The following is a 26,270-nucleotide window of genomic DNA, read 5'->3' on the forward strand; positions in this document are numbered from 1 at the left end:
CAGGTCGCAACACGGCGTTTGCCTGCGTGAGCTGAACGGAACCGGACGCATGACGGCCCATAGGATCGAGGCGATTGGATTTGTCCGTGGCGGACGCTCCGAGCCGACCGATGACGATTGGGGGCAAAGCCATTCCTTCATCGAACTGGACCCGGTGCGGTTCGGCGCGGATGCGTTCGCGGGCCTCAATGCGTTCAGTCATGTGGAGGTGATCTTTCTCTTCGATCGCGTGTTGCCGGAAGCGGTCGAGGTGGGCGCACGCCATCCGCGCGGCAGGGCGGATTGGCCCCTCACCGGCATCTTCGCCCAGCGCGGCCGGAATCGTCCGAACCGATTGGGCGTGACGGTCTGTCGAATTGTGTCCGTCGAGGGCACTCAGCTCTCCGTCGAGGGTCTGGATGCCATCGACGGTACGCCCGTGATCGACGTGAAGCCGGTCATGCGCGAGTTTCTCCCTCGGGGGGAGGTGCGGCAACCGGACTGGGTGGCGGAGCTGATGTCGGCTTATTGGTGATGGAGCGAACGGCGGACATCCGCGTTAGGGCCGCCTCGTGCCGGTCGCCTTGGGAATGCGGCGAAGTCCGCCCCTGCTTCCGCCGGAGCGCGCAACTGCAGGTCGCTTGATGCGAAGGCCGGGCGGTGACTCACCCGTCCCGCGCCGCCTTCAGCCGATACAGCGCCTCCAAGGCCTCGCGCGGGGTGAGCGCATCGGGGTCGATGTCGTCGAGCACGCGGCGCAGGCTGTCCTCGCGCTCCGGGGGGGCTTCCTCCAGCGGCGGCGGCGAGAGGGCGGCGAACAGCGGCAGGTCGTCGATGCGCGGGCGCGTCGGGCGCTCGCGCTCGGACTTCTCCAGGTTCTTCAGGATGGCGCCCGCCCGCGCGATCACCCCCGGCGGCAACCCGGCGAGGCGCGCGACCTGGAGCCCGTAGGAGCGGTCGGCCACACCCGGCACCACCTCGTGCAGGAACACCACGGTGCCCCGGTGCTCGGCGACCTTAAGGGTGGCGTTGTCGAGGTGCGACAGGCGCTGGCCCAGAGCGGTCAACTCGTGGAAATGGGTGGCGAACAGGGCGCGGCAGGCGTTCTTCTCGTGCAGGTGTTCGAGGCAGGCCCACGCGATGGATAGGCCGTCGAAGGTCGCGGTGCCGCGCCCGATCTCGTCGAGGATCACCAGGGAGCGCCGGGTCGCCTGGTTCAGGATGGCGGCGGTCTCCACCATCTCGACCATGAAGGTCGATTGCCCGCGGGCCAGGTCGTCGGCCGCCCCGACGCGGGAGAACAGCCGGTCGACGAGGCCGAGCTGGGCGCTCGCCGCCGGCACGAAGGCGCCGATCTGCGCCAGCACGGCGATGAGGGCGTTCTGGCGCAGGAAGGTCGACTTGCCGCCCATGTTCGGGCCGGTGATGAGGCGGATGCGGCCGCGCCCCTCCCCCGACAGGTTGCAATCGTTGGCGATGAACGGCTCGCCGGAGAGCCTGAGCGCCGCCTCCACCACGGGGTGGCGCCCACCCGTGACGGAAAAGCCGTAGCCGTCGTCCACCACCGGGCGGCGCCAGTCGCGCTCCACGGCGAGGTCGGCGTGGGAGGCGGCCACATCGAGGGCGGCCAGGGCCTCGGCCACGGACGCGATAGCGGCGGCCTGGGCGAGGGCCTCGCTCGACAGCGCGTCGAACACCGCCGTTTCGAGCCGCAGGGCCCGGTCGGAGGCGCCGGAGATGCGGCCTTCGAGGTCGCCGAGTTCGACGCTGGTGAAGCGCATGGCATCCACCATGGTCTGGCGGTGGATGAATGTCTCGCGCATCGCCCCCTTGAGGCAGCCCTCGCCCACCGCCTGCGGTACCTCGATGTAGTAGCCGAGCATGTTGTTGTGCTTGATCCGCAGGGTCCGGCAGCCGGTCTCCTCGGCGTAGCGCGCCTGCAGGGCCGCGATGACCTTTCGCGAGTCCTGGCCGAGCACCCGGGCCTCGTCGATCTCCGGCGAGTACCCTTCGCGGACGAAGCCGCCATCCGCGCGCTTGAGCGGCAGGTCGTCGGCCAGCGCCGCGGCGAGGTGCGCCACGAGGCCGGCATCGACCTGGGACAGCCCGGTTCCGAGGGTGGCGAGGTCGTCCGGCAGACCGTCGAGGGCGGCGAGGTGCGCGGCCAGGCCCTGCGCGGCGTCGAGGCCGTCGCGGAGCGCCGCGAGATCGCGCGGGCCGCCGCGCCCGAGGCCGAGGCGCGACAGGGCGCGGGCGAGGTCCGGCGCCCGCGCCAGGATCTCGCGGAACGTTTTTCGCGAGACGCCCTGCTCGCAGAGCCAGGCGACGGCGGCGTGGCGGCGGCGAATGGCGGCGAGGTCCGTGAGGGGACCGGCGAGGTGCTCGGCCAGCAGCCGCGCGCCGCTCGCCGAGACCGTGCGGTCGATGGCGTCGAGAAGGCTGCCCCGGCGCTCGCCCGACAGGGTGCGGGTGAGTTCGAGATTGGACCGGGTCGACGCGTCGATGGCGAGGGTGGCGCCGCTGGCCTCCCGGGTCGGGGGCGACAGGGTCGGGCGCGCGCCGATCTGGGTGCGCTCGATGTAGAGCAGGGCCGCGCCCGCCGCCGCGAGCTCGGCCCGGCCGAACTGGCCGAATCCCTCCAGCGTCGAGACACCGAACTGCGCCTTGATCCGTCGCTCGGCACCGGCCGGCTCCAGCTCCGCCTGGGCCAGCGGCGTCACGGGAGCGGGAATCTCGCGCCAAAGGCGGGCCAGCGCCGGATCGGCGTGGATGGTCTCCGACAGGACGATCTCGCGCGGCTCGTGCCGGGCGATGGCCGAGGCGAGTTCCGACGCCGGCACTTCGCTCACGGCGAAGCGCCCCGTCGAGATGTCGAGGGCGGCGAGCCCGTAGGTGTACGCGGCCTGATCCTTGGCGGACTCCGATTTGGCGGCCCCGCCCTTGTTGCGGCCGATGGCGAGCAGGACGTTGGCGCGGGCCGGATCGAGGAGGCGGTCCTCCGTAATGGTGCCGGGGGTGACGAGGCGCACCACCTCGCGCCGGACGACGGATTTGGGCCCGCGCTTCTTCGCCTCCGCCGGATCCTCGGTCTGTGCGCAGACGGCGACGCGGTGTCCCAGCGCGATGAGGCGGCTGAGGTAGTCGTCGGAGCGCTCTACCGGCACGCCGCACATGGGGATGTCGGCCCCGCCGTGCTTGCCACGCTTCGTCAGGACGATCCCCAGCGCCCGGGACGCGATCTCGGCGTCCTCGAAGAACAACTCGTAGAAATCCCCCATCCGGTAGAACAGCAGGCAGTCGGTGTTGGCGGCCTTGATCTCGATGTACTGCGCCATCATCGGCGTCGCGCCGGCAGTGTCGAGGACCGCCGCGCTGGTGGTGTAGTCCGACGGGGCGGAGCCGGTCTTCGGCATCGAACGGGCGGGGCGCTGCTGCATGGCCTGTGACATGGCGCCAGCCTAGCAGACCCGGGCGTTCCTGATCAGCGCGGCCCGTCGCATCGGCTGGGGAGAAGCGCCGAACTCGGGCCGTTGCGCGCGACAGGTACGGCCCAACGAAAAAAGGCCGGCGCTCGCGCACCGGCCCTTCTGTCCGACCGGATCGGTCGGCGGTGTTCTGGGCGCTCAGTAGCGCGGGCCGCCCGTGGTCTGGCCCTTCTGCTGCATGAAGCCCGGCTGCTGCGGGTTGCGCGCGTTCGGGTTGCTGCTCATGCGCGAGGCCGGACGGCGGTGCATCCGGTGACCATGGCCCATGCCGCGGTAGCGCATGCCCTGGTAGTGGCGGTGACGGCTCGCGACCTGCTCCACCGACTGGTCGCCGGCGACGATCGGGGCGCCGACCGGCATGGCCGGGGCAGCGGAGGCGGCGGTCATTCCGAAGGCGCCGAGCAGGGTGCTGGCAGCGAGTGCGATGGCGATCTTGGTCATTCGGTTCGTCTTTCGTCCATGCGCCGGGTGGGCGTCGGGGCATAAAGTCGCCGCTCAAGATTCCGTTCCGCGGAAACGTCGCAATAAACTTCGGCAACGGCCTGAAACGACTGACATTTTCGTTAAGCTGAACGGGATTAAGCCGGCCTGTCCGGACCGATGTGCCGAAACGAGCGACGCGGCACCGTGCCGCGAACGGCCCGCCGCGCCGACGGACGTCGGCCGATCTGTGATTCGACGATGCAAGTCCCGATCAGGATCGCATGCAGATCGAGCGATATCGAAACGGGTCCAAGCGACTTCGCGTCTTCGGTCGGGGCTTCAATCACAATGACCGAACAATATCTACGTCACTGCGCAAGAACGATCAGGTCCAATATTTCGCCAAATACGCAAGTCTTTCAAATCTGTGCAAAAAATTGTGATTGAGAGCGGGATATTTTTCGTTCCAACTCCAGAAATAAACCGAAGGATGACTGTCTATCAGACCCGCCGAAGAGTCCTGTTGTTGGACCCGTCACGGGGGATCGGACGCCGGATCATACGATCTTAAAGAGTTTCCTCCTACGGTCGATCCAAGCCGGGGCTCCGATGCGGCGGGCGTTTCGTCCCTCCACCGAACCCGCGATCACGCTTCGGACGCTTGCCATGCTCACGACGATTCAAGGCCGCCTCGTCACGCTTCTCACGGTGATGGGCCTGCTCCTGCTCGGGGCGACGGCGATGGGCAACCTCGCCCTGCATTGGAGCCAGCAGAGCTTTCGCTCGGTCTTCGACGATCGCGTCGTCTGCCTGCGGCAGTTCAGCCTGATCCGGGACGCCTACGACGACCTCGTCGTCGCTTCGCGCGAGGTGAGGGACGGGCTCATCGCCGCTCCGGCCGCCAAGGCGCGGATCGAACGGGATCTGGCGAGCATCCGTACCCAGACCTCGGCCTACCTGGCGACCTACCTGGCACCCGACGAGAAGCCCCTCGCGTCGGCCCTGCAGGACCGGATCGCCGGCAACGAGACCGTCGTCGCCGAACTCCTCCGGCGCATCGCCGGTGGCGCGCAAGGGGAACTCGCCACCGCCCACGCGACCCTGCTGGCGAACGTGGAAGCCACGAACCAGACGCTCGCGGCACTGACGGCGTTCCAGGTCCGGGAGGCGGAAGCCGAGTACGGTCGCGCCACGGCGCTCTCGGGCTGGTCGCGCCTGGCCTTGCTCACCGCTTTGGCCCTCGCAGCCGTCGCCATCGCGTACGGCGTCTACACGGTTCTGGTCCAGGTCTCCCGCCCCTTGCACCGCATGACCGGCACCATGGCGCGCCTCGCCGGGGGCGACCTGACCACCGCCATCGACGGAGCCGACCGCCGGGACGAGATCGGCGCCATGGCCAAGGCCGTGGGCGTGTTCAAGCAGGCGCTCACCGCCAAGCTCGACGCGGACCGCGCGGCCGAGGTTGAGAATGCCGCCAAGATGCGCCGCACCCGGGTACTCGACGAGGCGACGCAGGCGTTCCGCAACCAAATCACCCAGCTGACCCGAGGCCTGTCCTCCGCCGCCACCGAGATGGAGGCCACCGCCCAGACCATGAGCCGCACGGCGGACGAGGCCGCCGGCCAGTCCCTGAGCGTCGCCTCCGCGGCCGAACAGACCTCCGCGAACGTCCAGACCGTGGCGGCCGCGAGCGAGGAGATGTCGGCGTCCATCGGCGAGATCACCGTTCAGGTCGCGCGCTCCAGCGACATGGCGGAGCGCGCGGCGGCGGATGCGGCCGCCACCAGCACCATCGTGCTCGGCCTCGCGGAGGGGGCCGAGAAGATCGGCGCCGTCGTCGGACTGATCTCCGGCATCGCGGCGCAGACGAACCTGCTCGCCCTCAACGCCACCATCGAGGCGGCGCGGGCCGGCGAGGCCGGCCGGGGCTTCGCCGTCGTCGCCGGCGAGGTCAAGGAACTGGCGGCGCAGACCGCGCGGGCGACGGAGACGATCTCCGTCCAGGTCACCACCATCCAGGGCGAGACCCGACAGGCCGTCGCCGCCATCCGGGCCATCGAGGCGACCATCGTCGAATTGCGCAGCATCGCCGTCGGCGTCGCGGCGGCCATGGAGGAGCAGGGCGCGGCCACCCAGGAAATCGTCCGCAACGTGACCCAGGCCGCGCAGGGCACGCAATCCGTCACCGTCAGCATCGGCGGCGTCACCCGGGCGGCGGCGGAGACAGGTGCGGCGGCCTCTCAGGTCCTGGCCGCGGCCTCGGACCTGTCCCGCCAGTCCGAGCGGTTGAGCGGCGAAGTCTCGGGCTTCCTCGAGACCGTCCAGGCCGCCTGAGGCGCGCCGCGCAGGCATTGCGGCCGGCCCCGCTTGCGGCCGCGGCCGGTTCGCGGCACCAGGGCAGCCGATGCAACCTGCGCGCCCTCGCACCGATATGTCCTTCGCGGTTCTGCCCATCGAGGCGGTCCTGCCCGCCCTCGCGGCGGCGCTGGCTTCCCGCGCCTCGTGCGTGCTCGTGGCCCCGCCCGGCGCCGGCAAGACCACCCGCGTCCCCCTCGCGCTCCTCGACGCCCCATGGCTCGCGGGCCGAAAGATCATCCTGCTGGAGCCGCGCCGCCTCGCCGCCCGGGGCGCGGCCGAACGCATGGCGCGCACCCTCGGCGAGCGCGTCGGCGACACCGTCGGCCTGCGCGTGCGCCTCGGCTCGAAGATCTCCGCCCGTACCCGCATCGAGGTGGTCACCGAGGGCGTCTTCACCAGGATGATCCTCGACGATCCAGAACTCTCAGGGATCGGCGCCGTGCTGTTCGACGAGTTCCACGAGCGCTCCCTCGACGCCGATCTCGGCCTTGCCCTCGCGCTCGATGCCCAGGGCGCCCTGCGCGAGGATCTGCGCATCCTCGTGATGTCGGCGACCCTCGACGGCGCGCGGGTGGCGCGGCTCTTGTCCGACGCGCCCGTGATCGAATCGGAGGGGCGCGCCTTTCCCGTCGACACCCGCCACGTCGAGCGCGACCCCAACCGGCGCATCGAGGAGGTGATGGCCGACACGGTGCTGCGGGCCCTGCGCGCCGATCCGGGCTCCGTCCTCGCGTTCCTCCCGGGCCAGGGCGAGATCCGCCGGGTCGCGACCCTCCTGGCCGACCGGGTCGGGGAGGACACCGACATCGCCCCCCTGTACGGCGCCCTGACGCCGGCCGAGCAGGACCGCGCCATCGCCCCCTCGGCACCAGGGCGGCGCAAGGTGGTGCTCGCCACCAGCATCGCCGAGACCTCCCTCACCATCGAGGGTGTGCGCATCGTCGTGGATTCCGGCCTGTCGCGGGTGCCGGTCTACGAGCCCGGCCTCGGGCTGACCCGCCTCGTCACCGCCCGGGCCTCGCGCGCTTCCGTCGACCAGCGCCGGGGCCGCGCCGGCCGCACGGAACCGGGCGTGTGCCACCGCCTGTGGTCGGAGGCCGCGACCAACGCCCTCGAGCCGTTCGGACGCCCCGAGATCCTGGCCGCCGACCTCGCGGGCCTGCTCCTCGATTGCGCCGCCTGGGGTGTCGCCGACCCGACCACCCTCGGCTTCCTCGACACGCCGCCCGCCCCGGCACTGGCGGAAGCCCGCGCCATGCTCTCCGACCTCGCCGCCCTCGACGGCGATGGCCGCCTCACCCCCATGGGGCAGGCGCTCCGTGCCCTCCCCCTGCCCCCGCGCCTCGCCCGGATGGTGGTGGCCGCCGCCGCCCACGGACGCGCGCGAGAGGCCGCCGACCTCGCCGCCGTGCTGGTGGAGCGCGGGCTCGGCGGCGACGCCGTCGATCTGGGCGACCGGGTCGAGCGCTACGGCCGGGATCGCGGGCCCCGCGCCGGGGACATGCGCCGCCTCGCCCAAGGCTGGGCGAAGCAGGCCGGGACCTTCGCCGCCGAGGCCACGACCGCCTCCGCCGTCGATTTCTCCGAGCCCGGCCCCCTCCTGGCGCTGGCCTATCCCGACCGGGTAGCGCGGGCGCGGGGCCGCGACGGCGAGTTCGTCATGGCCAACGGCCGCGCCGGACGCCTCGATCCCGCCCTGGCGCTCGCCCGCGCACCGTTCCTCGTCGTGGCCGACATCATCGGCACCGCCGCGCAAAGCCGCATCATCGCCGCCGCCCCCATCGGCCTCGACGCCCTCGAGGCGCTGTTCCCCGAGCGCATCGCCAGCACCGATCAGGTCACCTTCGACCGGAGCGCCCGCGCCCTGCGCGCCCGGGGGCTCCGGCGCCTCGGCACGCTGGTGCTGGGCGAGCGTATCCGGCCGGTGCCCCCCGATGAAGAATCCGCCGCCATCCTGGCCCGGGGTGTGGCCGAACTCGGGCTCGCCGCCTTGCCCTGGACGCCGGCCCTGTCGCAATGGCTCGCCCGCCTGCGCTTCCTGCGCGCGGCCGATCCAGCCTGGCCCGACCTGTCGGACGAGGCCCTCACGGCAACCATCGAGGCGTGGCTCGCGCCCGAGATCGTCGGGCGCCTCGGAGTCGATGCGATCACTCCGGACGATCTTGGCCGGGCGCTGCACGCCCTGCTGCCGTGGGACCTGCGCGCCCGCCTCGACACGGAAGCCCCGACCCATGTCGCGGTGCCGACGGGCTCGCGCATCGCCCTCGACTACGACGCCGAGGGCGGCCCGGTCCTGGCGGTGCGGGTGCAGGAGCTGTTCGGCCTGGAGCGCCACCCGTCCATCGCGGGCGGGCGCATTCCCCTGGTGCTGCACTTGCTCTCGCCGGCCTCGCGGCCGATCCAGATCACACGGGACCTGCCGGGCTTCTGGCGCGGCTCGTGGAGCGCCGTGCGCGCCGAGATGCGCGGGCGTTATCCCCGCCACCCCTGGCCGGAGGACCCCGTGGCCGAGCCGCCGACCCGGCGGGTGAAGCCGCGCGGCACATGAGGTTCTTCGGAATTCTCGCGCGTGCCTTCGATCCGCGCGGCCGCATGTCGGCGGGCGCTTACCGGCGCGTCTTCGTCCGGACGATCCTGTACGGGGCGGGTCTGCTCTGCTTCGCCATCTGGCTCGCCGGCCTCGGGGGCCGTGCGGCGGCGATCCTCACGGCGGCCACCCTGCCCGTCGTCGGCCTCGCCATGCTCGCCGCCACCGCCCGGCGCCTGCACGATCGCGACCGTTCCGCCGGGTGGCTCGTCCCCTGGGGCCTCGCCCAGGCCGTCGGCTTCGCCCCCCTCGACCGGATGGTCGACACCGCCCCCCTCCTCGTCATCGCCCTGCTGCTGGCGATGCTCGGATTCTCGGCCTGGTTTATCGTCGAGACGCTCATGCGGCGCGGCTCCTCCGGCGCCAACCGCTTCGGGCCGCCGGACGATGCGGGTTAGGGCGCAAGCTGAGGGTCTTTCCCCTTACGCGCTGCGCGTAGGGTGACGGAACACGGGCGCTCGTTTTTCGCGAGCGACGGCGTTCCCCCTATCTCGCGGGCAGCGCGGGTCCCCTCTCCTTTCAGGAGGGGGAGTCCGGTCACGTCCCTCTCAGACGCCTCGCGGCGTGCGAAATCCAATGGTCGGCGGATGCGTGACCGAGGTAGCCTGGACGTGATGAGAGGACGCCAAGCCGTGACGAGGGGGCCGATCGTAGGCGGCTCACTGCCTGCGCCTCTTCAAGCAGTCCCGCCCAGCACAGCGCCGAGATAGACCTCCTCGACCTCGCAGAACGGCACCCCGTCCGGCGTCGCGAGGAGCGCCGCGATGGAGAACAGCGGCGCGGCGGCGGACGGCGGCGCGGCGGCGGCGTAGAGGGTACGGACCGCCAGGGTCCGGCGCATCGGCGCCAGGGCGTGGACCACCCGCCCGAACGGCACGTCCGTCTCCGCCAGGGCGTGGTTCATCGCCGGGGTCAGCCGGGCCGCGACGTACCAGTTGTCGGCGATCGAGAGCACGTGCGGGCCGCAGACGAGGCGCACCCGGCGATGGCGCGAGGGCGCGTCACCCGTCAGGGCGAGGCGGTGGCGCTGCGCGTCCGTGGGAGCGGTCTCGGGTCCGGGCAGGCGCTCCGCTCTGAGTTCGGCCCGCGACAGGCCACGGGCGGCACACCACGCTTCAAGCACGGCGGTGGCGCTGGGTCCGGCGCGGAGGCGTTCGGTGAGGGTGGCGATCAGCGCAACGTGTGCCGGCAGCGTCATGAACGGGGGCGGCTCGGCATGGAACTCAATCGGGGCGATGCGGTGCCGGGGGCGGATCGCCCGGCTCACACCCGTGCCGTCCCGTCACGGCCGAACTGAAGACGCACATGACTCCGATGGAAAAAGCTGGCTGACGACGGACCGGACTGGTGGAGCCTAACGGGATCGAACCGATGACCTCTTCCATGCCATGGAAGCGCTCTCCCAGCTGAGCTAAGGCCCCACATCGTCTAGTCTGGTCGTCCGGGTTCAGGTTCATGGGAAACCTGATTGGTGGAGCCTAACGGGATCGAACCGATGACCTCTTCCATGCCATGGAAGCGCTCTCCCAGCTGAGCTAAGGCCCCACTTTGGTGCCACCGAACCCAACCCTGCGGTTGGTTTCGTGGGCGTTTCGACCGGCCTCCGCGGTGGCGGCCGGCGATGGCGGTTCTATATTCGGCCCCCGCTTGGGCCTCAACCCCCTTTCTCGCCGGCCGGCAAAGTTTTTTCCCGGCCGGTGCAGAAGTGGGGTCAGCTCTCTTCGTCGTTCTCGATGTCACCGTCGATGAGATCGGCCACGTCGTCGTCGCCGGCATCCTCCTCCTCGAGGAAGGTGTCGTCGCTGTCCGCCGAATCGGAATCGCTGTCGTCCGTGGTGGTGTCGGTGTCGTCCTCGGCCGCCTCGACCTCGTCGAGGGAGACGATCTCGGGACCGCCCTTCTCGGCGTCGGTGTCCTCGTCGTCATCGGCCGGCACGGCGGCGGCGCGGGCGGCGAGCGCCGGGGCGGCGACGCGGCTGCTGGAGGCGATGGCCTGATAGATCGTCCCGCATTTCGGGCAGGTCGCCGGATCCTTGTCGAGGTCGTAGAACTTGGCGCCGCAGCTCATGCATTGACGCTTCAAGCCGAGTTCCGGTCTGGCCACGGGCGAACCTCTAGATACACTTTTCGGGGAGGGGCCCCGTTAGTCGCGTGCAACGCGTCTGTCAAATACTGGCGTGGTCCTGCGGCGCGGTGCGGTTTTCCTGTCGCGATTCCCACGACGCCGGACGGCTCGGATGACGCGGCCCCGCCTGCGTGATAACCGGCCTGTCCATGAGCCGGATCGTCGATCCCGGCACCCGTGCGGCGGAGGGCGCCGATCCGGCCCCGGATCGGCCCCGATGCCCCTGACGCCGAAAAGTCCTGTCCCCGTGTCACACGACCTTCCGCCCCAGCCCCTCACCGCCACGGCGGGCCTCGCCCTCCAGGGCTCCCTGCGCCCGCCGGGCGACAAGTCGATCTCCCACCGGGCGATGATCCTCGGCCTGCTCAGCATCGGCGAGACCCGGGTCGAGGGTCTGCTCGAAGGCGACGACGTCCTGCGCACCGCCGCCGCGGCGGAAGCCCTCGGCGCCACCGTCGAGCGCCTCGGCGAGGGCCGCTGGCGCATCGTCGGCGTCGGCCTCGGCGGCCTCACCGACCCGGCGGACGTGCTCGATTTCGGCAATGCCGGCACGGGCTCGCGCCTGATGATGGGTGTCGTCGGCGGCCAGCCCGTGACGGCGACGTTCGACGGCGACGCCTCCCTGCGCAAGCGCCCCATGCGCCGCATCCTCGATCCCCTGGTGCGCATGGGGACGCAGGTCGTGAGCGAACGGGAGGGCGGGCGCGTGCCCCTCACCCTGCGGGGCCCGCGCGAAGCCATTCCCATCACGTACGAGACGCCGGTGGCCTCGGCGCAGATCAAGTCGGCGGTGCTCCTCGCCGGCCTCAACGCGCCCGGCATCACCACGGTGATCGAGGCGGCCGCCACCCGCGACCACACCGAGCGGATGCTGCGCCTGTTCGGCGCCCACGTGGAGGTCACGGCCCACGGTCCGGAGGGCCACGGCCGCACCATCGCGCTGACCGGCCAGCCCACCTTGCGCGGCACCGACGTGGTGGTGCCGGCCGATCCGTCCTCGGCGGCGTTCCCCCTGGTGGCGGCCCTCATCGTGCCGGGCTCCGACGTCACCATCGAGGGCGTGATGATGAACCCCCTCCGCACGGGCCTCATCACCACCCTGCTGGAGATGGGCGCCGACATCGAGCGCCTGCGCGAGCGCGACGAGGGCGGCGAGAGCGTGGCCGACCTGCGGGTGCGCGCGAGCCGCCTGACCGGCGTCGACGTGCCGCCCGAGCGGGCGCCCGCGATGATCGACGAGTACCCGATCCTGGCGGTGGCCGCCGCCTTCGCCGAGGGCACCACCCGGATGAACGGCCTGCACGAGCTGCGGGTGAAGGAATCCGACCGCCTCGCGGCGGTGGCGGACGGCCTGAGCGCCAACGGCATCGCGTACGTCATCGAGGGCGACGACCTCGTGGTGCACGGCGACGGGAGCCCCCCGAAGGGCGGCGGCACCGTGGCGACCCACCTCGATCACCGCATCGCCATGGCGTTCCTCGTCCTCGGCCTCGCCACCCGCGAGCCGGTCACGGTGGATGACAGCGCCATGATCGCCACGAGCTTCCCGAGCTTCCTGCCGACCATGCAGGCACTCGGCGGACGGATCGTGTCATGAGCGACCTTCACGTGGGTGATATCCCCCTCGTCATCGCCATCGACGGCCCGGCGGCCTCCGGCAAGGGCACGCTGGCCAAGCGCATCGCCGCCCATTACGGCCTGCCCCACCTCGACACCGGCCTGCTCTACCGGGCGGTGGCGCTGACCGTGATCGACGCCGGCTACAAGCTCGACGACCACCAGGCCGCCGCGCGGGCCGCCGCCAGTCTCATCGCCGACCGCCTCGCGGATCCGCGCCTGCGCGAGCGCGCCATGGGCGAGGCCGCTTCGCGAATCTCCTCCGTGCCGGCGGTGCGCTCGGCGCTCCTCGCCTGGCAGCAGCGCTTCGCCGGCAACGCCGCCGGCGCGGTCCTCGACGGGCGCGACATCGGCACGGTGGTGTGCCCCCACGCGCGGGTGAAGCTGTTCATCACGGCGGCCCCCGAGGAGCGGGCACGCCGGCGCCACCTCGAACTCCAGCGCCGGGGCGAGACCACGAGCGTCGGGGCGATCCTCGCCGACATCGTCGCCCGCGACGCCCGTGATGCCCAGCGCTCCACCGCCCCCCTCAAGGCGGCGGCCGACGCCGTGCTCCTCGACACCACGGACCTCGACCCCGACGCCGCCTTCGCGGCGGCCCGCGACGTGATCGACCGCAATCGGCCCCATTGAGGCGAGGCGCTATCGGCTGGGGGATGAGGTGGATCGGAGCGCGCCGTGCCCTCGTCCCGCTGTCGTGAAGCGGAGGATCCGGTCAGTGGCAATGCCTTGCGTATCGCGCGAATGGCTCAAGTCCCCCTCTCCTTCCAGGAGAGGGGGTACCGTCATGCGCTATGCCCGCCGGATGCGGCTTTCGAAGACGTCGCAAACCGGTGTGTGATTTCGGACCCCGCAAGGAAAGCGCACGCGCGCTGTCCCCCCACCTTATCGGAGCCGTACCGGAGATCGGGTGATCCATCCGGCCCCGGGACTTCCTGAAGGCCCCGTCAGCGCGCGGCAAACTCCGCGAACGCGTCGTCCTTGGCCAGCCGCAGAAGGTTCTGCCCGTAGGCGGTCTTCGTGAACAGGTTGCCGCGCGCGATGAGCTGCTCCTTGTCGATGAAGCCCTGGAGGTAGGCGATCTCCTCCAGGCAGGCGACCTGCAGGCCCTGGCGGTGCTGCAGGGTGCGGACGAACTCGGCCGCCTCCAGCAGGCTGTCGTGGGTGCCGGTGTCGAGCCAGGCGTAGCCGCGCGACATCCGCTCGACATGGAGCTGGCCGCGTTCGAGATAGGCCTGGTTGACGCTCGTGATCTCGAGTTCGCCGCGCGGCGACGGGGTCACGGCGGCGGCGATGTCGAGGACCTGGTTGTCGTAGAAGTACAGGCCGGTTACCGCCCAGGGGCTCTCGGGCTGGGTCGGCTTCTCGACGAGGCGCAAGGGGCGGCCCTCCTTGTCGAGGGTGACGACGCCGTAGGCCGCCGGATTGTCGACGTGGTAGGCGAACACCGTGGCGCCCGACGTACGGGTGCGGGCGCGGGCGAGGAGCTCGCTCATGCCGTTGCCGAAGAACAGATTGTCGCCGAGCACCAGGGCGACGTCGTCGGTTCCGACGAAGTCGCGGCCGATGACGAAGGCCTGGGCCAGGCCCTCGGGGCGCGGCTGGATCGCGTAAGAGAACTGCAGGCCGAACTGCTCGCCGGTGCCGAACAGGCGCTTGTAGTTGTCGAGGTGCTCAGGGCTGGAGATGATCAGGATCTCGCGGATGCCGGCGAGCATCAGCACCGAGACCGGGTAGTAGATCATCGGCTTGTCGTAGACCGGCAGCAGCTGCTTGTTGATCGACAGGGTGGCCGGGTGCAGGCGCGTGCCCGATCCGCCGGCAAGGACGATGCCCTTCATGCCCGTGTCTCCGTGTGGGTGTGGGTCGGCCCGATGAGCCGGTCGAGGATGTCGTCCAGGGCCTCGCCCCAGGGCCGCGGCGCGATGCCGTAGGCCGCGTCAAGGCTCGCCGTCGACAGGCGGGAATTGGCTGGGCGCCGGGCCGGCGTCGGGTAGGCGCTCGTCGGAATGCCGGAGACCGGGATCGACCGGCCGCCGCGCGCGGCCGAGCCCGCCACGATGGCTTGCGCGAAGCCGCGCCAAGTGGTCGAGCCGGCATTGACGCAGTGGAACGTGCCAGTCGGTGCGTCGGGCTTGGCGGCGAGGCGCAGGGCGATGCGGGCGCAGGCTTGCGCCAAATCCGTCGCCGAGGTCGGGCAGCCGTGCTGGTCGTCCACCACGGTGAGCGCGTCGCTCTCGGCCGAGAGCCGCAGCATGGTCTTCACGAAGTTGCCCCGGTGCGGGCTCACCACCCAGGCCGTGCGCAGGATGGCGTGGCGCGGGTTGGCCGTGCGCACCGCCATCTCGCCAGCCGCCTTGCTGGCGCCGTAGACGCTGCGCGGGTTCACGGGGGCGTCGGGCAGGTAATCCCCCTCCCCGTCCCCGTCGAAGACGTAATCCGTCGAGACGTGGACGAGGGGGATGCCGCGCGCCCGCGTCGCGGCGGCGAGGATCGCCGGCGCCAGGGCGTTGAGGCGCCACGCTGCGACCACGTCGGATTCGGCCTTGTCCACGGCGGTGTAGGCCGCCGTGTTGATCACCGCCCCGTAGGGTGTCGCGTCGAGGGTGCGGGCCACGGCGTCCGCATCGGTGATGTCGAGGGCCGCGCGGTCCGGCGCGTCGACCCGCACGCCGTCCGGCCAGGCATGGGCCCGCAGCTCGGTGCCGACCTGACCGGCGCCGCCGAGGATCAGGATATCCACTTAGGAGGCCTTCGTCGCGGACGCCTGCGCGCCGCCGAGGCCGAGGCGCTCGCCGGTGTAGCGGCCCTCGCGGATCGGGCGCCACCACGCCTCGTTGTCGAGGTACCACTTCACGGTCTCTTCGAGCGCCGTCTCGAAGTTCTTCGTCGGCGCCCACGCGACCTCGGCCTCCGCCTTCGACGGGTCGATGGCGTAGCGGCGGTCGTGGCCCGGACGGTCGGCCACGTAGGTGATCAGGCGGTCGTGCGGGGCGTGCTCGGGGCGCAGGCGGTCGAAGGCGGCGCACAGCCCCTTCACCACCGCGAGGTTGTTGCGCACGGAGCGCCCGCCGAGCAGGTAGGTCTCGCCGAGGCGGCCGTTCTTCAGCACCGCCACGAGGCCCTTGGCGTGGTCCTCGACGTGAATCCAGTCGCGCTCGTTCAACCCGTCGCCGTAGACGGGGAGGTTCTTCCCCTCCAGCGCATTGAGGATCATCAGCGGGATGAGCTTCTCGGGGAAGTGCCGCGGCCCGTAATTGTTCGAGCAGTTCGTGATGAGCACCGGAAGGCCATAGGTCTCGTGCCAGGCGCGGGCGAGATGGTCGGAGGCCGCTTTCGAGGCCGAGTAGGGCGAGCGCGGGTCGTAGCGGCTCTCCTCGGTGAAGAACCCGTCGGGCGGGAGCGAGCCGTAGACCTCGTCCGTGGAGACGTGGAGGAAGCGGAACGCCGCCTTCGCGTCGCCGGAGAGCCCGTCCCAGTAGGTGCGGGCGCCGTCGAGCATCACCTGGGTGCCGACCACGTTGGTGCGGATGAACGCGCCCGGATCGGTGATGGAGCGGTCGACATGGCTCTCGGCGGCCAGATGCATCACCGCGTCGGGCTTGAACTCGGCATAGAGCGCGTGGACGGCCGAAGGATCGCAAATGTCGGCCTCGGCGAAGCGATGGCGGGAGTCCTCGGCCAGGGGCTGCAGGGAGATCGGGTTCGCCGCATAGGTCAAGGCGTCGAGGGTGAGGACGTCGTGCCCGAGATCCTGAACCAGATGCAGGACGAGGGCGGAACCGATGAAGCCGCAGCCGCCGGTGACCAGGATGCGCATGCGTGTCTTCTCCCTCGAACCCTTGGTATCAAATGTTCAGAACGCGGCGCCGAGATCCACGAAACGCGGGGCGGCGCGGTCCTTGTCCGACAGCACGGCGCCGGCCTCGTCCACCGGCCAGGCGATGGCGAGATCGGGGTCGTTCCAGACGAGGTTGCGGTCGTGCGCCGCGCTGTAATAGGCGCTGACCTTGTAGGCCACCATGGTGTCCGGCTCCAGGGTGCAGAAGCCGTGGGCGAAGCCGGCCGGCACGTAGAGCTGCTCGCCGCCCTTCGCGTCGAGGGTCACGGCGACGTGGCGGCCGTAGGTCGGGCTGTCGCGGCGCAGATCCACGGCGACGTCGAGGATCGAGCCCGCCAGCACCCGCACCAGCTTGGCCTGCGCCGCCGGGGCGAGCTGGAAGTGAAGGCCCCGCACGGTGCCGACCTGGGCCGAGAACGACTGGTTGTCCTGCACGAACGCCACGTCGATCCCGCCGGCCGCGAGGGTATCGACACGAAAGGTCTCCGAGAACCAGCCCCGGTCGTCGCCGAAGCGGTTGGGAACGACGCGCTTGACCGCCGCGATCTCCGTCTCGATCACCCGCATGGTGGATTGATCCCTGGGAACACCCGAAAATTCGAACCGTCTAGGCCGGGGTTCTCGCCGGGTTGTCAAGGCTGAGATACGACTTGGCGGCCCTGCCGGGCGCCTTCGGGGGTCGTTTGGGGCGTCGCTCGGGGGGGCACTCGGGCGGTCGCTTGCGGCGGTCGTGGACCGTGCGCTATGCCGCCCGACCGCGCGGGACACTTCAGGGAGACAGCGCATATGATCACGCAGAATCGGACGGCCCGCGCCCTCGCGGGCACCCTCCTGCTCCTCGGGCTCGCCGGCCCGGCCGCCGCCGAGAAGGGTCCCGACGCCACCGGCCTGTGGCTGACGGAGACGGGCGGCTCCAAGGTCCGCATCGCCCGCTGCGGCCAGGGCTATTGCGGCACCCTCGCCAGCGTCTCCGGCCCCGGCCTCGACGCCCAGAACCCCGACGTGTCCCTGCGGACCCGCAGCCTCATCGGCGTACGGATCATGACCGCCGACCGGGCCAAGGGCGACGGTTACGAAGGCTCGCTCTACAACCCCAAGGACGGCAAGACCTACGCCGGCAGCCTCGTCCTCAAGGGCCCGGACGTCGTCGAGGTCCAGGGCTGCGTCCTGAGCGTCTTGTGCAAGAGCCAGACCTGGAAGCGGGTGAACTGAGGCGATCGGGGGCGATTCCATGCGGTTGGCGGGAAAGACCTGCGTCGTCACGGGCGCCGCCCGAGGCATCGGGCGGGCGATCGCGGAGGCGTTCGGGCGCGAGGGCGCGACCGTCATCGCGACGGATGCGGACGCGGCGGCCCTCGCCGACCTGGAAGCCGCCCTCGGCTGCCGGACCTTCCCCCTCGACGTACGGTCGGAGGAGGCCTGGGACGCCCTGGAGCGGTTCGCCCCCGCCGTCGACGTGGTGGTGAACAACGCCGGCGTCACGGGGTTCGAGGACGGGATGGTCGCGCACGATCCCGAACACGCCACCCTCGCCGACTGGCGCGCGGTCCACGCGGTCAACCTCGACGGCACCTTTCTCGGCTGCCGCTACGCCATCCGGGCCATGAAGGCGCGGAGCGCGGGCTCCATCGTCAATATCGCCTCTCGCTCCGGCCTCGTCGGCATCCCTGGGGCCGCCGCCTACGCGTCCTCGAAGGCCGCCATCCGCAACCACACCAAGACCGTGGCGCTCTATTGCGCCCAGCAGGGCTGGACCATCCGCTGCAATGCGATCCACCCGGCCGCGATCCTGACCGAGATGTGGGAACCGATGCTCGGCACCGGACCCGACCGGCAGGCCCGGATGGACGCCCTCGTGGCCGACACGCCCCTGCGCCGGTTCGGCCGCCCCGACGAGGTCGCGGCCGTCGCTTTGATGCTCGCCTCCGACGAGGCCACCTACATCACCGGCGCGGACATCACCCTCGACGGCGGCCTTCTGGCCGGATCGGCGGCGGTGCCGGGTTAGGGGGGCGCCGAGCCGTCCCCGCACGCTTCCCGGCCGAAGGGTCCGGCCCATCGCGTCGAACGGCCGGACCGTGGGACGCCACGCCGAAGGTCTTTACCATTCGGTTTTCCAGCATTGATCTGTACACGAGCGACAAAGCATCGCTCTCCAGCGTGAAAGCCTTGTTCGGTTTCGGTAACGCCCTCGTCGCGTGCGAACAGAAGCTCGCGCAAGGCTTCGAGCATATCCAGCAGGCGATCGACCGGGAGTACGGCTCCGGGATGGGCGACCGCGTGTTCCGGGATATCGGCCGGACGCAGACCGGCGACCTGAGCGGCGGCATCAAGCGCTCCGATCTCGGCCTCATCGGACGGACTGCGGACCGGCTCACGCAGAACATGCTCAATGCAGCGCTCACGGACCGCAACATCGGCGGACTGCAGGGCCACCGGCCCGACTACGATAAGATGCAGGCGTTCTTCGACGCGCATTTCGCGGTGGCGGCCAACCCCAAATTCTGGGGAGGTACGCTGCGGAATCGAACGTAACCGCATCACGGCGACGACCGGGCCGTCCAGGGTCTCGACGCACCGCACCCGCGGATCCGGCCGATCCGAGACTCGGGTCAGAACTCGACGCCGAAGCGGACCCGTAGGTTGTGACGGGCGAACTGGGTGAGGTTGAAGGCGCGGTCGGCGAAGTCGGGGGCGCGGTCGTGGCCGGACACCTGGGCGGAGTAGGCGACGGTCAGGAAGCCCTTTTCCCTGACCTGCACGTGCAGCACAGGGCCGACGAAAACCGCTCGCCCGAGGAACCGGTTCAGGAACGACCCGTCATAGGCACGCATGACACGGATTTCGGGGCCGAGGAAGACGCTGTTCGTCGCCCGCGCCATCAGCGTTCCCGACAGGGAGAGGGTCGAGGATCGGTCGGTGTCGCCGGAGCCCTTGAGGCGCGCGACGGAGGGATCGTAGATCACGTTCGCACCGGCCCACAGCTTACCCGGAATCAGGCGCGCATCCGCCATGAGCCGGGTGTCCATGCTGAACACGTCGGCGCCCTGGCCCTCGATGGGCGTCACCCGCGAATACAGCGGCTCCGCCTGCAGGGCGATGCCGAATGGATGGTCGTCCGTCCGCTTGAGAACCTGATACTTGAACTCCAGTGAGCCGCCGTTGACGAGGCCGAAGGTCTTGTCCGGCACGCCGACGATGTTGCGGCTGTCCCGCGCGTCGAATTGCAGGCCGGGCTCGATGCTGAAATCGTCGGTCGGATCGTACTGGTAGCTGACGATGGGTTCGCTGGCGCGATAGGCCGACGAGCCCGGCCCCGCCCGGCGCTTGCTGAAGCGGCCGATCGCGTCGACCACCACCTCCTGCTCGCCGGCCTTGCCGGTGTCGGTTCCTTCCGTGAAGCCGAACAGGTTCTCGGTGTCGATCGTGTCGGGCGCGCTGCCCGTGCCCGCCTCCTGGTGGTCTTTGCCGGACGCGGACGGAATCGGTCCGGCCAGGGCGGATCCGGCGACGAGGAGGACCGAGAGCCGGGCCGCCCGGCGGACGCGATGCCAGGCTTGCCGAAAGGAAACGGGTCGTGACGGGAGCATCCCGCACGCTATCCTGCCGCGTCGTGTCCTGGCTGGTGCGCGAAAGCCACACAGGCCTTCGTCCCTCGCGTGCGGTCGGACGGCGCTGGATTAAAACACTTCCGGCCGCATCGCCCGGTTGTGTCCTGCGTCACGGCTTCGCCGTTCCACGCCGATGCAGCAGGATCAGGCCACCGGCCAGACCCAGCAACGTGAGGCCGATGGCGGCCTGAAAGGCCTGCCAGATCCGTGGCGTGTAGATCCCCTGTGCCGCGTCGAATCTGTAGCACAGCAGCCGGACGCGATCGCCGAGCGTGCCGATCCGGCCTTCTCCCGCCTCCACGAGGGCGAGGCGCAGGCTGTCCGCCGTTACGGTGAGGCTCGACAGGACGCGCGACACCCGCCCGTCGCCGGTCAGCGACACGAAGGCGGCCGGGTGGATGATGGCGCCGTGCACGGTATCGGGCACCGACGTGTAGCCGATCGCTTCGGTCAAGCGCGCGACCGCCTCGGGCGGCCCCGTCACGGTGGTGACCGCCTCGGCCAGCGCCCCGTCGATGCCGGCCGTCACGGACGTCCGAGTCTCGTCGCGCGGACCGAGGCCGATGACGACGAGCCGGACATCCCGGCCTGGGCGCAGGCCGGTTCCCATCAGAGCGCCGGACAGGATCGCGAGGGTCGGCGCGCAGATCACCCGGCAGTTCGGGTCGATGGGCACCAGGAGGGTCGGGCGGCCGTCGAGGGCGGCGGCGACCGTGACGGCTTGGCCCCCATCGGTCCGGAGTTCGAGGTCCAGCGGCACTCGAGCCCCCGGGGGCGGCGCGAGGCCGACGCGCGCGAGGTCGAGCCGGGTGAGGTCCGCCGAGGCCGGCGACGGGAAGGCCGGTGCCGCCATGACCAGGGTGGCGAGACAGGGCCGGATGGCTCGGGATACCCGCGAGCGGACCCCAGGCTGCGGGCGCCGCATCATCCTTCCGCCAACCGGGCGAACACGTCTGCGAGGGTGAGGGTGAACAGGATCGCCAGCCAGAACAGACCGCAGGCCGCGGTGAGCCGGTCGAGGGCATTCGCCGTATCGAGGCGCATGAACGGCACCGCGACGAGGAGCGCCTGGGTGCCGGCGATGCCGAACGCGACGGCGGCGTTCCAGGGGCCGAGGGGTCGGTAGGCCAGCAGGACCGAGACGGCGAGGAGCGCGACGAGGCCGAGCCAGACCGGTACGGTGCGCAGGAGAATGGAGCGGAGGGTGGGGGCCTCGCTCATCCGGCGCGCCCCACGAGGTAGAGGGCGGAGTAGAGGACGATCCACACCATGTCGACGAAGCCCCAGTACAGCAGCGCCACCTCGACCTGCGGACTCGTGGCGAGGAAGTCCGGCGCGCGCCAGCCCTTCCACGCCAGCCGCGTCACCAGGCCGATGCCGATGGCGAGGTGGATTCCGTGCACCGCCGTGGCGAACCAGTAGAAGCCGAAGAACAGCTGCGTCGGCCGGTCCGCGAGCTTGAAGCCCGGTCCGGGCACCAGATGTTCCCGGATGTCCTCGCGGTATTCGAAGCCCTTCACGATCAGGAAAGCGAGGCCGAGGCCCGCCGTGAGCATGAGGCAGACGAGGACCAGACGGCGCAGGGCTGGCACCTCCGCGGCCCGCGCGGCGATGGCCGCGAGCAGACCGCTCGTCAGCAGCAGGGCGGTGTTCGCCGTTCCGTAGACGATGTCGGTCTCGCGCGCCGCCGCCGCGACGGCCTCGGGATGCTCGGCCCTGAGGGCGGCGTAGAACAGGAACAGCGCCCCGAAGAACAGCACTTCGCTGGCGATGAAGATCCACATGCCGAAGGTCGCCCCGGCCCGCTGCCGCGCGAGGGCGTCGGCGGGCGCGAAACCGAGGTCGTGCCAAGGTTCGCGCAGCGACTGGGAAGGCTCGCGCAGCGGAGGAGACGGCTCGCGCAGCGGAAGGGACGGCTCGCCGGTCGCCCTCATGCCTGGGATTCCTGTGTCGGCAGGTGTGGCTGGTCCTGCGTCGGCGGGCTCCCGTCCGGGTGGTAATCGTAGGGCGGCCCGAGGACGGCGACACGGCCGAGGAAATTGTCGCGGGGCGGCGGCGACGTGGTCCGCCATTCGAGGCCGGTGGCGTTCCACGGGTCGTTGCGGGCGCGGGCGCCGAAGAACACCGACCAGGTGAGGTAGCCCAGCGGCATTAGGTAGGCGACGGCGAGGACGGCCGCGCCCGAGGACGAGAGCACGTTCCAGACCTGGAATTCCGGAGGATAGACGTGGTAGCGCCGCGGCATGCCGAGATACCCGGCGATGAATTGCGGGAAGAACGTCAGGTTGAAGCCGAAGAACATCAGGATCGCGGCGAACTTCGCCCAGGTCTCCGGGTACATCCGCCCGGTGATCTTGGGCCACCACAGGTGCAGCCCGGCGAAGTAGGCCGACACCGAGGCGCCGACCATGATGTAGTGGAAGTGGGCGACGACGAAGTAAGTGTCCTGCACGTGCACGTCGATGGGGATCGAGGCGAGGAACAGGCCCGTCAGGCCCCCCACCGTGAACAGGCCGAGGAAGCCGAGGGCGTAGAGCATCGGCGATTCGAAGCCGATCTGGCCGCGATACAGGGTGGCGGTCCAGTTGAAGACCTTGATGGCCGACGGCACGGCGACGATGAACGACAGGAACGAGAACAGCAGCGCCGCGTAGGGCGACATGCCTGAGGTGAACATGTGATGGCCCCAGGTGAAGAAGCCGATCACCGCGATGGCCACCAGGGCGTAGACCATGAAGGTGTAGCCGAAGACGACCCGCCGCGAGAAGCAGGTGATCACCTCGGAGATCACCCCCATCGCCGGCAGGATCATGATGTACACCGCCGGGTGCGAGTAGAACCAGAACAGGTGCTGGAACAGGATCGGGTCGCCGCCCCGCGCCGGATCGAAGATCGGCAGGCCGAAGGCCCGCTCGGCCAGCACGAGGAGCAGGGTGAGAGCGAGGACCGGCGTCGCCAGGACGAAGATCAGGCTCGTGGTGTACATGGCCCACACGAACAGCGGCAGGCGGAACCAGGTCATGCCGGGCGCCCGCAGCAGGTGCACGGTGGCGATGAAGTTGACGCCCGTGGCGATGGTCGAGAACCCGGCGACGAACACGCCGAGCACCGCCACGGAGACGGCGGTGTCGGAGAACACCGTCGCGTAGGGGACGTAGAAGGTCCACCCCGTGTCGATCCCGCCCGCCAGCACGGCGACGGCGGCCAGGAGCCCGCCGCCGAGGTTGAGGTACCAGCTCACGAGGTTGAGTTTGGGAAACGCGAGGTCGCGGGCGCCGATCATCAGCGGCAGGAGGAAGTTGCCGAAGGTGGTGGGGATCGACGGGATGAGGAAGAACCACACCATGATCACGCCGTGGAGCGTGAACAGCTTGTTGTAGGTGTCCGACCCGACGAAATCGGCTTCCGGCGTGAACAGTTCGAGGCGCACGGCCGTGGCCGCCGCGCCGCCGAGGAAGAAGAACAGCGTAATCGACAGTCCGTACAGGATGGCGATGCGCTTGTGGTCGGTGGTGGTCAGCCACGAGCCGAGGGTGTGGCCGGCCGCGAGGTAGCTCTCCGGCAGGCCCAGCGCGAGCTCGTCCGGGTCCGCCAGGGCCGTGGGGCTTTGGGCGATGTGGGGGCTCATCTGCGCGCTCGCGGACGGGGAGGGCGGGGATCGACGACGGGGCGGGTCACGGGCCCACCGCCGGTCCGGCGGGGGCCGGCGTGTCGGCGACGGGCGCGCCCGGCACCATGGCGGGGCTGCGCTCGCGGGCGGACCCCGGCACGCGGGAGGAGAGCGGCGGCACGCCGGGGCTACGCACGGTGCGGGGGCCGGCCCCGAGGGCGCGGAGATAGGCGGTGAGTTCCTGCACCTCTCCGTCCGTCAGTAGGCCCGCGTAGCTCGGCATGATCGGCGCGTAACCGGCGGCGATGTCGCGCGCGGGCTGGAGGATCGAATCGCGGATATAGGCCGCATCCACCGTGACGGTGCGGCCGCCTTCGAGGGGAATGGTCTTGCCCCAGAGCCCGGCGAGGTCCGGCGCGTGGATCGTGGAGCCCGCTGCGTGGCACCCGGCGCAGCCGCGCGCGGTGAACAGGCGCTCGCCCACATGGGCGAGGTCGTCGCCCTCGGGCTGGGCCGAGAGCCACGCTGCGTAATCCTGCGGCTCCATGACGATGACGCGGCCGAGCATGCGGGAATGATCGGTGCCGCAGAACTCCGTGCACATGAGGTGGAAGGTGCCGGTCTTGGTGGCCTGGAACCAGGTCTCGGTCTGGCGGCCCGGCACGGCGTCGCGCTTCAGGCGGAAGGCCGGGATGTAGAACGAATGGATCACGTCCTGCGAGGTCAGCATCAGCCGCACGGGCGCACCCACGGGCACGTGCAGCTCGTTGATCTCGCGGGCGCCGTTGGAGGCCTGCGTCTTCCACATCCACTGCTTGGCGACGACGTGGATCTCGATGGCGTCCTTCGGTGGAGTGTAGGCGCCGATCTCGGCCGAGGCCGCCCACCAGAAGATGAACAGGAACACGAACAGGGTTGCGGCGGTCCAGCCGATCTCGAACTCGCGCGACACGACGCTCGGCAGGGCGCCACGATCGGCCTTTGAGCCGCGCCGGAACCGGATCGCGAAGGTGACGACGAGGCCGACCACCACGAGGACGATGGCGGCCGAGATCACCGTCAGGCCGAAAAAGATGGCGTCGACCTTGGCGGCCTGCGTCGAGGCGGCTTCGGGCATGAGCCACGCGGGCACGAAACGCTGCATCATCGGGCGCCCCCGCCGGCGGGACCGGACGCCGCGGCGGCGGCGGGGCTCCCCCGTGGCGCCGGGAGCGCGCTGACCGCGCCCCCGCGGCTTCCGAGGCTGGGCCAGCGTTCGGGCTGGACCGGCGCGGCGTAGGCGGTCGCGCCCCGATCGGCGAGGCGGCGCATGGCCTCCCCGATGGGCATCCGGGCGATGCCGCGGTCGCGGTCGACCCACCCGTAGCCCTCCAGCCGGTGACGCTGATCGGCGAGGAACCGCGCGAGGTCGCCGCCGGGATTCTGCTGGAGCTGCGGCCCGGGAGGCGCGCGGGGGGCCTGGGCGACCGGCCCCGGCACCTCGCTCCGGTAGTACAGCCACAGGCCGGCGAGCGACGCCGCGATGAACGCCACGATGCCGAGGCCCGTGAACAGCACCGGCTTCAGGGCGATGCCCGGCGCCTCGAGGCCGGGATCGGCGTGATCCGCGACGTCGTCGTGGATGCGGTCGCGCGACGGCTCAGGCATGGGCTCAGGCATGCCGGCTCTCCGGCGCGGAGGCGTCGGCGAAGGTGCGCGTGGTGAATCGCGCGGCGCGGCGCGACAGCAGGGCCAGAACGGCGAGGCCCGCGAGCCCGGCCGCCGCGGCGGCACCGGCCCCGTCGCCGTAGGCCGGCAGGAGCGTCCAGGCGAGGTGGAGGGCGAGGCCCACGAGGACGAGGACGCCCACCGCCCGCAACAGGGCCGCGCTGCGGCGCACGGCAGAAAAGAGCAGCATCCCGAACGGGACGAGGCCGCCGGCCACGAAGGCGGCGAGCAGCACCGCCCGCCAGGTGCCCTCGCCACGCTTCAGGTACCACGCGGCCTTCGACGGCAGGTCGCCGTACCACGCCACCACGTAGGCCATCAGGCCCATGTAGAGGACGCCCAGGAGGGTCGCGAGAATGAGCTGGGCGAGGTCGCCCGTCCGCTGTCCGTCGCGGCCGGGCACGCCCACCAGGGCCGCCCACGCGAGGGCGGCGAGCATCTGGTGCAGAGCGATGTCGGCGGCGAACGCGGAGGAGACGTAGGACGGCTCGACGGACAGGATCCAGTCCACGGCGACGAGGCTGAGGCTGAACCCGTAGAAGGCGAGGCCGAGGCCGGCCACCAGCCGGGTGCAGCGCCCCGTTAGGACGAGGAGGGCGAGACCCGACCAGCCCGCGAGCGCGAGGCCGGCCCGCAGATCGAACCCCACTGGATTGAGGTAGAGGCGCGCGACATCCGCCTTCACGCGCCCCGGATCGGCCGCCCAGGGGTAGAGGGCCGGCAGGGTAGCGGCGATGCCGAGGAACGTCAGGGCGGCCAGGGGCACCAGGGCGGTGGCGGGCCGCAGGGCGGGAGCGAGAGCGTCGCCCCACCGGCCGCCCGTGACGGCGTGGATCATCACCCAGACGAGGCTGCCGACGGGGATCATGCTCCAGACGATCCAGGCGAGGAGCCAGCCCCGCGCCAGGGCGTCGGCGATCGACGGCG

The 26,270-nt window shown here is 70.9% G+C and carries 25 protein-coding genes and 2 tRNA genes; 9 read left to right on the top strand and 18 right to left on the bottom strand.

What is annotated here, in order from left to right; genetic code table 11:
* Positions 1–49 precede the first annotated feature (49 nt).
* Positions 50–514 carry an SAM-dependent methyltransferase gene (locus ASG60_RS07620; RefSeq protein WP_056384838.1) on the top strand — a complete coding sequence of 155 codons (465 nt, stop codon included), beginning with the start codon at positions 50–52 and terminating at the stop codon, positions 512–514.
* 130 nt (positions 515–644) lie between these two features.
* Here ASG60_RS07620 and mutS read toward each other — a convergent pair whose 3' ends face one another.
* A complete protein-coding gene (gene mutS / locus ASG60_RS07625) occupies positions 645–3,392 on the bottom strand; it encodes a DNA mismatch repair protein MutS (RefSeq protein WP_056384892.1) in 2,748 nt (915 codons plus the stop codon).
* Positions 3,393–3,602: 210 nt separating this feature from the next.
* Positions 3,603–3,905, bottom strand: coding sequence for a hypothetical protein (locus ASG60_RS07630; protein ID WP_056169526.1), 303 nt, complete (start codon positions 3,903–3,905; stop codon positions 3,603–3,605).
* 648 nt (positions 3,906–4,553) lie between these two features.
* On the opposite strand from ASG60_RS07630, the gene ASG60_RS07635 reads away from it, so the two are divergent.
* The 3 genes from ASG60_RS07635 to ASG60_RS07645 all read left to right on the top strand — a co-directional run bounded on the left by ASG60_RS07635 (position 4,554) and on the right by ASG60_RS07645 (position 9,230).
* Positions 4,554–6,221 carry a methyl-accepting chemotaxis protein gene (locus ASG60_RS07635; protein WP_056262975.1) on the top strand — a complete coding sequence of 556 codons (1,668 nt, stop codon included), beginning with the start codon at positions 4,554–4,556 and terminating at the stop codon, positions 6,219–6,221.
* A gap of 97 nt (positions 6,222–6,318) precedes the next feature.
* A complete protein-coding gene (gene hrpB, locus ASG60_RS07640; protein ID WP_056384840.1) occupies positions 6,319–8,793 on the top strand; it encodes an ATP-dependent helicase HrpB in 2,475 nt (824 codons plus the stop codon).
* Positions 8,790–9,230 carry a DUF805 domain-containing protein gene (locus ASG60_RS07645; protein WP_056384842.1) on the top strand — a complete coding sequence of 147 codons (441 nt, stop codon included), beginning with the start codon at positions 8,790–8,792 and terminating at the stop codon, positions 9,228–9,230. Before hrpB ends, ASG60_RS07645 begins: the two co-directional genes overlap by 4 nt.
* A gap of 278 nt (positions 9,231–9,508) precedes the next feature.
* On the opposite strand, the gene ASG60_RS07650 is transcribed toward ASG60_RS07645, so the two are convergent.
* From ASG60_RS07650 to ASG60_RS07665, 4 genes are all read right to left on the bottom strand, one after another.
* Complete coding sequence (locus ASG60_RS07650; protein ID WP_056169534.1) at positions 9,509–10,030, bottom strand: hypothetical protein; 522 nt, start codon at positions 10,028–10,030, stop codon at positions 9,509–9,511.
* Positions 10,031–10,177: 147 nt separating this feature from the next.
* Positions 10,178–10,253: transfer RNA gene (locus ASG60_RS07655), tRNA-Ala, on the bottom strand.
* A 48-nt stretch (positions 10,254–10,301) separates the two neighbouring features.
* A tRNA-Ala gene (locus ASG60_RS07660) sits at positions 10,302–10,377 on the bottom strand.
* 166 nt (positions 10,378–10,543) lie between these two features.
* Positions 10,544–10,936, bottom strand: coding sequence for a TIGR02300 family protein (locus ASG60_RS07665; protein WP_082502617.1), 393 nt, complete (start codon positions 10,934–10,936; stop codon positions 10,544–10,546).
* Positions 10,937–11,204: 268 nt separating this feature from the next.
* Here ASG60_RS07665 and aroA point away from each other — a divergent pair, with 268 nt between their 5' ends.
* Complete coding sequence (gene aroA, locus ASG60_RS07670) at positions 11,205–12,554, top strand: 3-phosphoshikimate 1-carboxyvinyltransferase (RefSeq protein WP_056384844.1); 1,350 nt, start codon at positions 11,205–11,207, stop codon at positions 12,552–12,554.
* Complete coding sequence (gene cmk, locus ASG60_RS07675) at positions 12,551–13,207, top strand: (d)CMP kinase (protein WP_056384847.1); 657 nt, start codon at positions 12,551–12,553, stop codon at positions 13,205–13,207. The genes aroA and cmk overlap by 4 nt, the downstream gene beginning before the upstream one ends.
* A 314-nt stretch (positions 13,208–13,521) precedes the next feature.
* Here cmk and rfbA read toward each other — a convergent pair whose 3' ends face one another.
* The 4 genes from rfbA to rfbC are packed head-to-tail and all read right to left on the bottom strand — an operon-like array spanning position 13,522 to position 16,982.
* Positions 13,522–14,415: a glucose-1-phosphate thymidylyltransferase RfbA gene (gene rfbA / locus ASG60_RS07680; protein ID WP_056384849.1), complete on the bottom strand. Its 894-nt coding sequence runs from the start codon at positions 14,413–14,415 to the stop codon at positions 13,522–13,524.
* Positions 14,412–15,317 carry a dTDP-4-dehydrorhamnose reductase gene (gene rfbD / locus ASG60_RS07685; RefSeq protein WP_056384851.1) on the bottom strand — a complete coding sequence of 302 codons (906 nt, stop codon included), beginning with the start codon at positions 15,315–15,317 and terminating at the stop codon, positions 14,412–14,414. The genes rfbA and rfbD overlap by 4 nt, the downstream gene beginning before the upstream one ends.
* Positions 15,318–16,394, bottom strand: a complete 1,077-nt coding sequence (rfbB, locus tag ASG60_RS07690; RefSeq protein WP_056304666.1) for a dTDP-glucose 4,6-dehydratase — start codon at positions 16,392–16,394, stop codon at positions 15,318–15,320.
* Positions 16,395–16,430: 36 nt separating this feature from the next.
* Positions 16,431–16,982 carry a dTDP-4-dehydrorhamnose 3,5-epimerase gene (gene rfbC, locus ASG60_RS07695; RefSeq protein ID WP_056384853.1) on the bottom strand — a complete coding sequence of 184 codons (552 nt, stop codon included), beginning with the start codon at positions 16,980–16,982 and terminating at the stop codon, positions 16,431–16,433.
* Between the two features lie 219 nt (positions 16,983–17,201).
* Between rfbC and ASG60_RS07700 the strand changes: the two genes are divergently transcribed.
* From ASG60_RS07700 to ASG60_RS07710, 3 genes are all read left to right on the top strand, one after another.
* A complete protein-coding gene (locus ASG60_RS07700; RefSeq protein ID WP_056169558.1) occupies positions 17,202–17,627 on the top strand; it encodes a DUF2147 domain-containing protein in 426 nt (141 codons plus the stop codon).
* 19 nt (positions 17,628–17,646) lie between these two features.
* Entirely contained in the window at positions 17,647–18,423 is a 777-nt protein-coding gene (locus ASG60_RS07705) for an SDR family oxidoreductase (protein WP_056384854.1), read from the top strand.
* A gap of 161 nt (positions 18,424–18,584) precedes the next feature.
* Positions 18,585–18,950 carry a hypothetical protein gene (locus tag ASG60_RS07710; RefSeq protein ID WP_056384856.1) on the top strand — a complete coding sequence of 122 codons (366 nt, stop codon included), beginning with the start codon at positions 18,585–18,587 and terminating at the stop codon, positions 18,948–18,950.
* A gap of 77 nt (positions 18,951–19,027) precedes the next feature.
* Here ASG60_RS07710 and ASG60_RS07715 read toward each other — a convergent pair whose 3' ends face one another.
* From ASG60_RS07715 to ASG60_RS07750, 8 genes are all read right to left on the bottom strand, one after another.
* Entirely contained in the window at positions 19,028–20,005 is a 978-nt protein-coding gene (locus ASG60_RS07715) for a hypothetical protein (RefSeq protein ID WP_056384859.1), read from the bottom strand.
* A gap of 130 nt (positions 20,006–20,135) precedes the next feature.
* On the bottom strand, positions 20,136–20,951 hold the full coding sequence (locus tag ASG60_RS07720; RefSeq protein WP_082531666.1) for an SCO family protein: 816 nt from the start codon (positions 20,949–20,951) through the stop codon (positions 20,136–20,138).
* Positions 20,951–21,247: a cytochrome C oxidase subunit IV family protein gene (locus ASG60_RS07725; protein WP_056384864.1), complete on the bottom strand. Its 297-nt coding sequence runs from the start codon at positions 21,245–21,247 to the stop codon at positions 20,951–20,953. Before ASG60_RS07725 ends, ASG60_RS07720 begins: the two co-directional genes overlap by 1 nt.
* A complete protein-coding gene (locus ASG60_RS07730; RefSeq protein ID WP_082531667.1) occupies positions 21,244–21,960 on the bottom strand; it encodes a cytochrome c oxidase subunit 3 in 717 nt (238 codons plus the stop codon). Before ASG60_RS07730 ends, ASG60_RS07725 begins: the two co-directional genes overlap by 4 nt.
* Positions 21,957–23,654 (bottom strand): cytochrome c oxidase subunit I, encoded by a 1,698-nt coding sequence (gene ctaD / locus ASG60_RS07735; protein WP_056384866.1) that lies wholly within the window; start codon positions 23,652–23,654, stop codon positions 21,957–21,959. The genes ASG60_RS07730 and ctaD overlap by 4 nt, the downstream gene beginning before the upstream one ends.
* Before the next feature lie 46 nt (positions 23,655–23,700).
* On the bottom strand, positions 23,701–24,783 hold the full coding sequence (gene coxB / locus ASG60_RS07740; RefSeq protein ID WP_056384868.1) for a cytochrome c oxidase subunit II: 1,083 nt from the start codon (positions 24,781–24,783) through the stop codon (positions 23,701–23,703).
* Positions 24,780–25,295, bottom strand: a complete 516-nt coding sequence (locus ASG60_RS07745; RefSeq protein WP_056384870.1) for a hypothetical protein — start codon at positions 25,293–25,295, stop codon at positions 24,780–24,782. Before ASG60_RS07745 ends, coxB begins: the two co-directional genes overlap by 4 nt.
* A complete protein-coding gene (locus ASG60_RS07750) occupies positions 25,288–26,262 on the bottom strand; it encodes a hypothetical protein (protein WP_056384896.1) in 975 nt (324 codons plus the stop codon). Before ASG60_RS07750 ends, ASG60_RS07745 begins: the two co-directional genes overlap by 8 nt.
* Positions 26,263–26,270 lie beyond the last annotated feature (8 nt).

Source organism: Methylobacterium sp. Leaf469, from assembly GCF_001424745.1.
Lineage (GTDB): Bacteria > Pseudomonadota > Alphaproteobacteria > Rhizobiales > Beijerinckiaceae > Methylobacterium.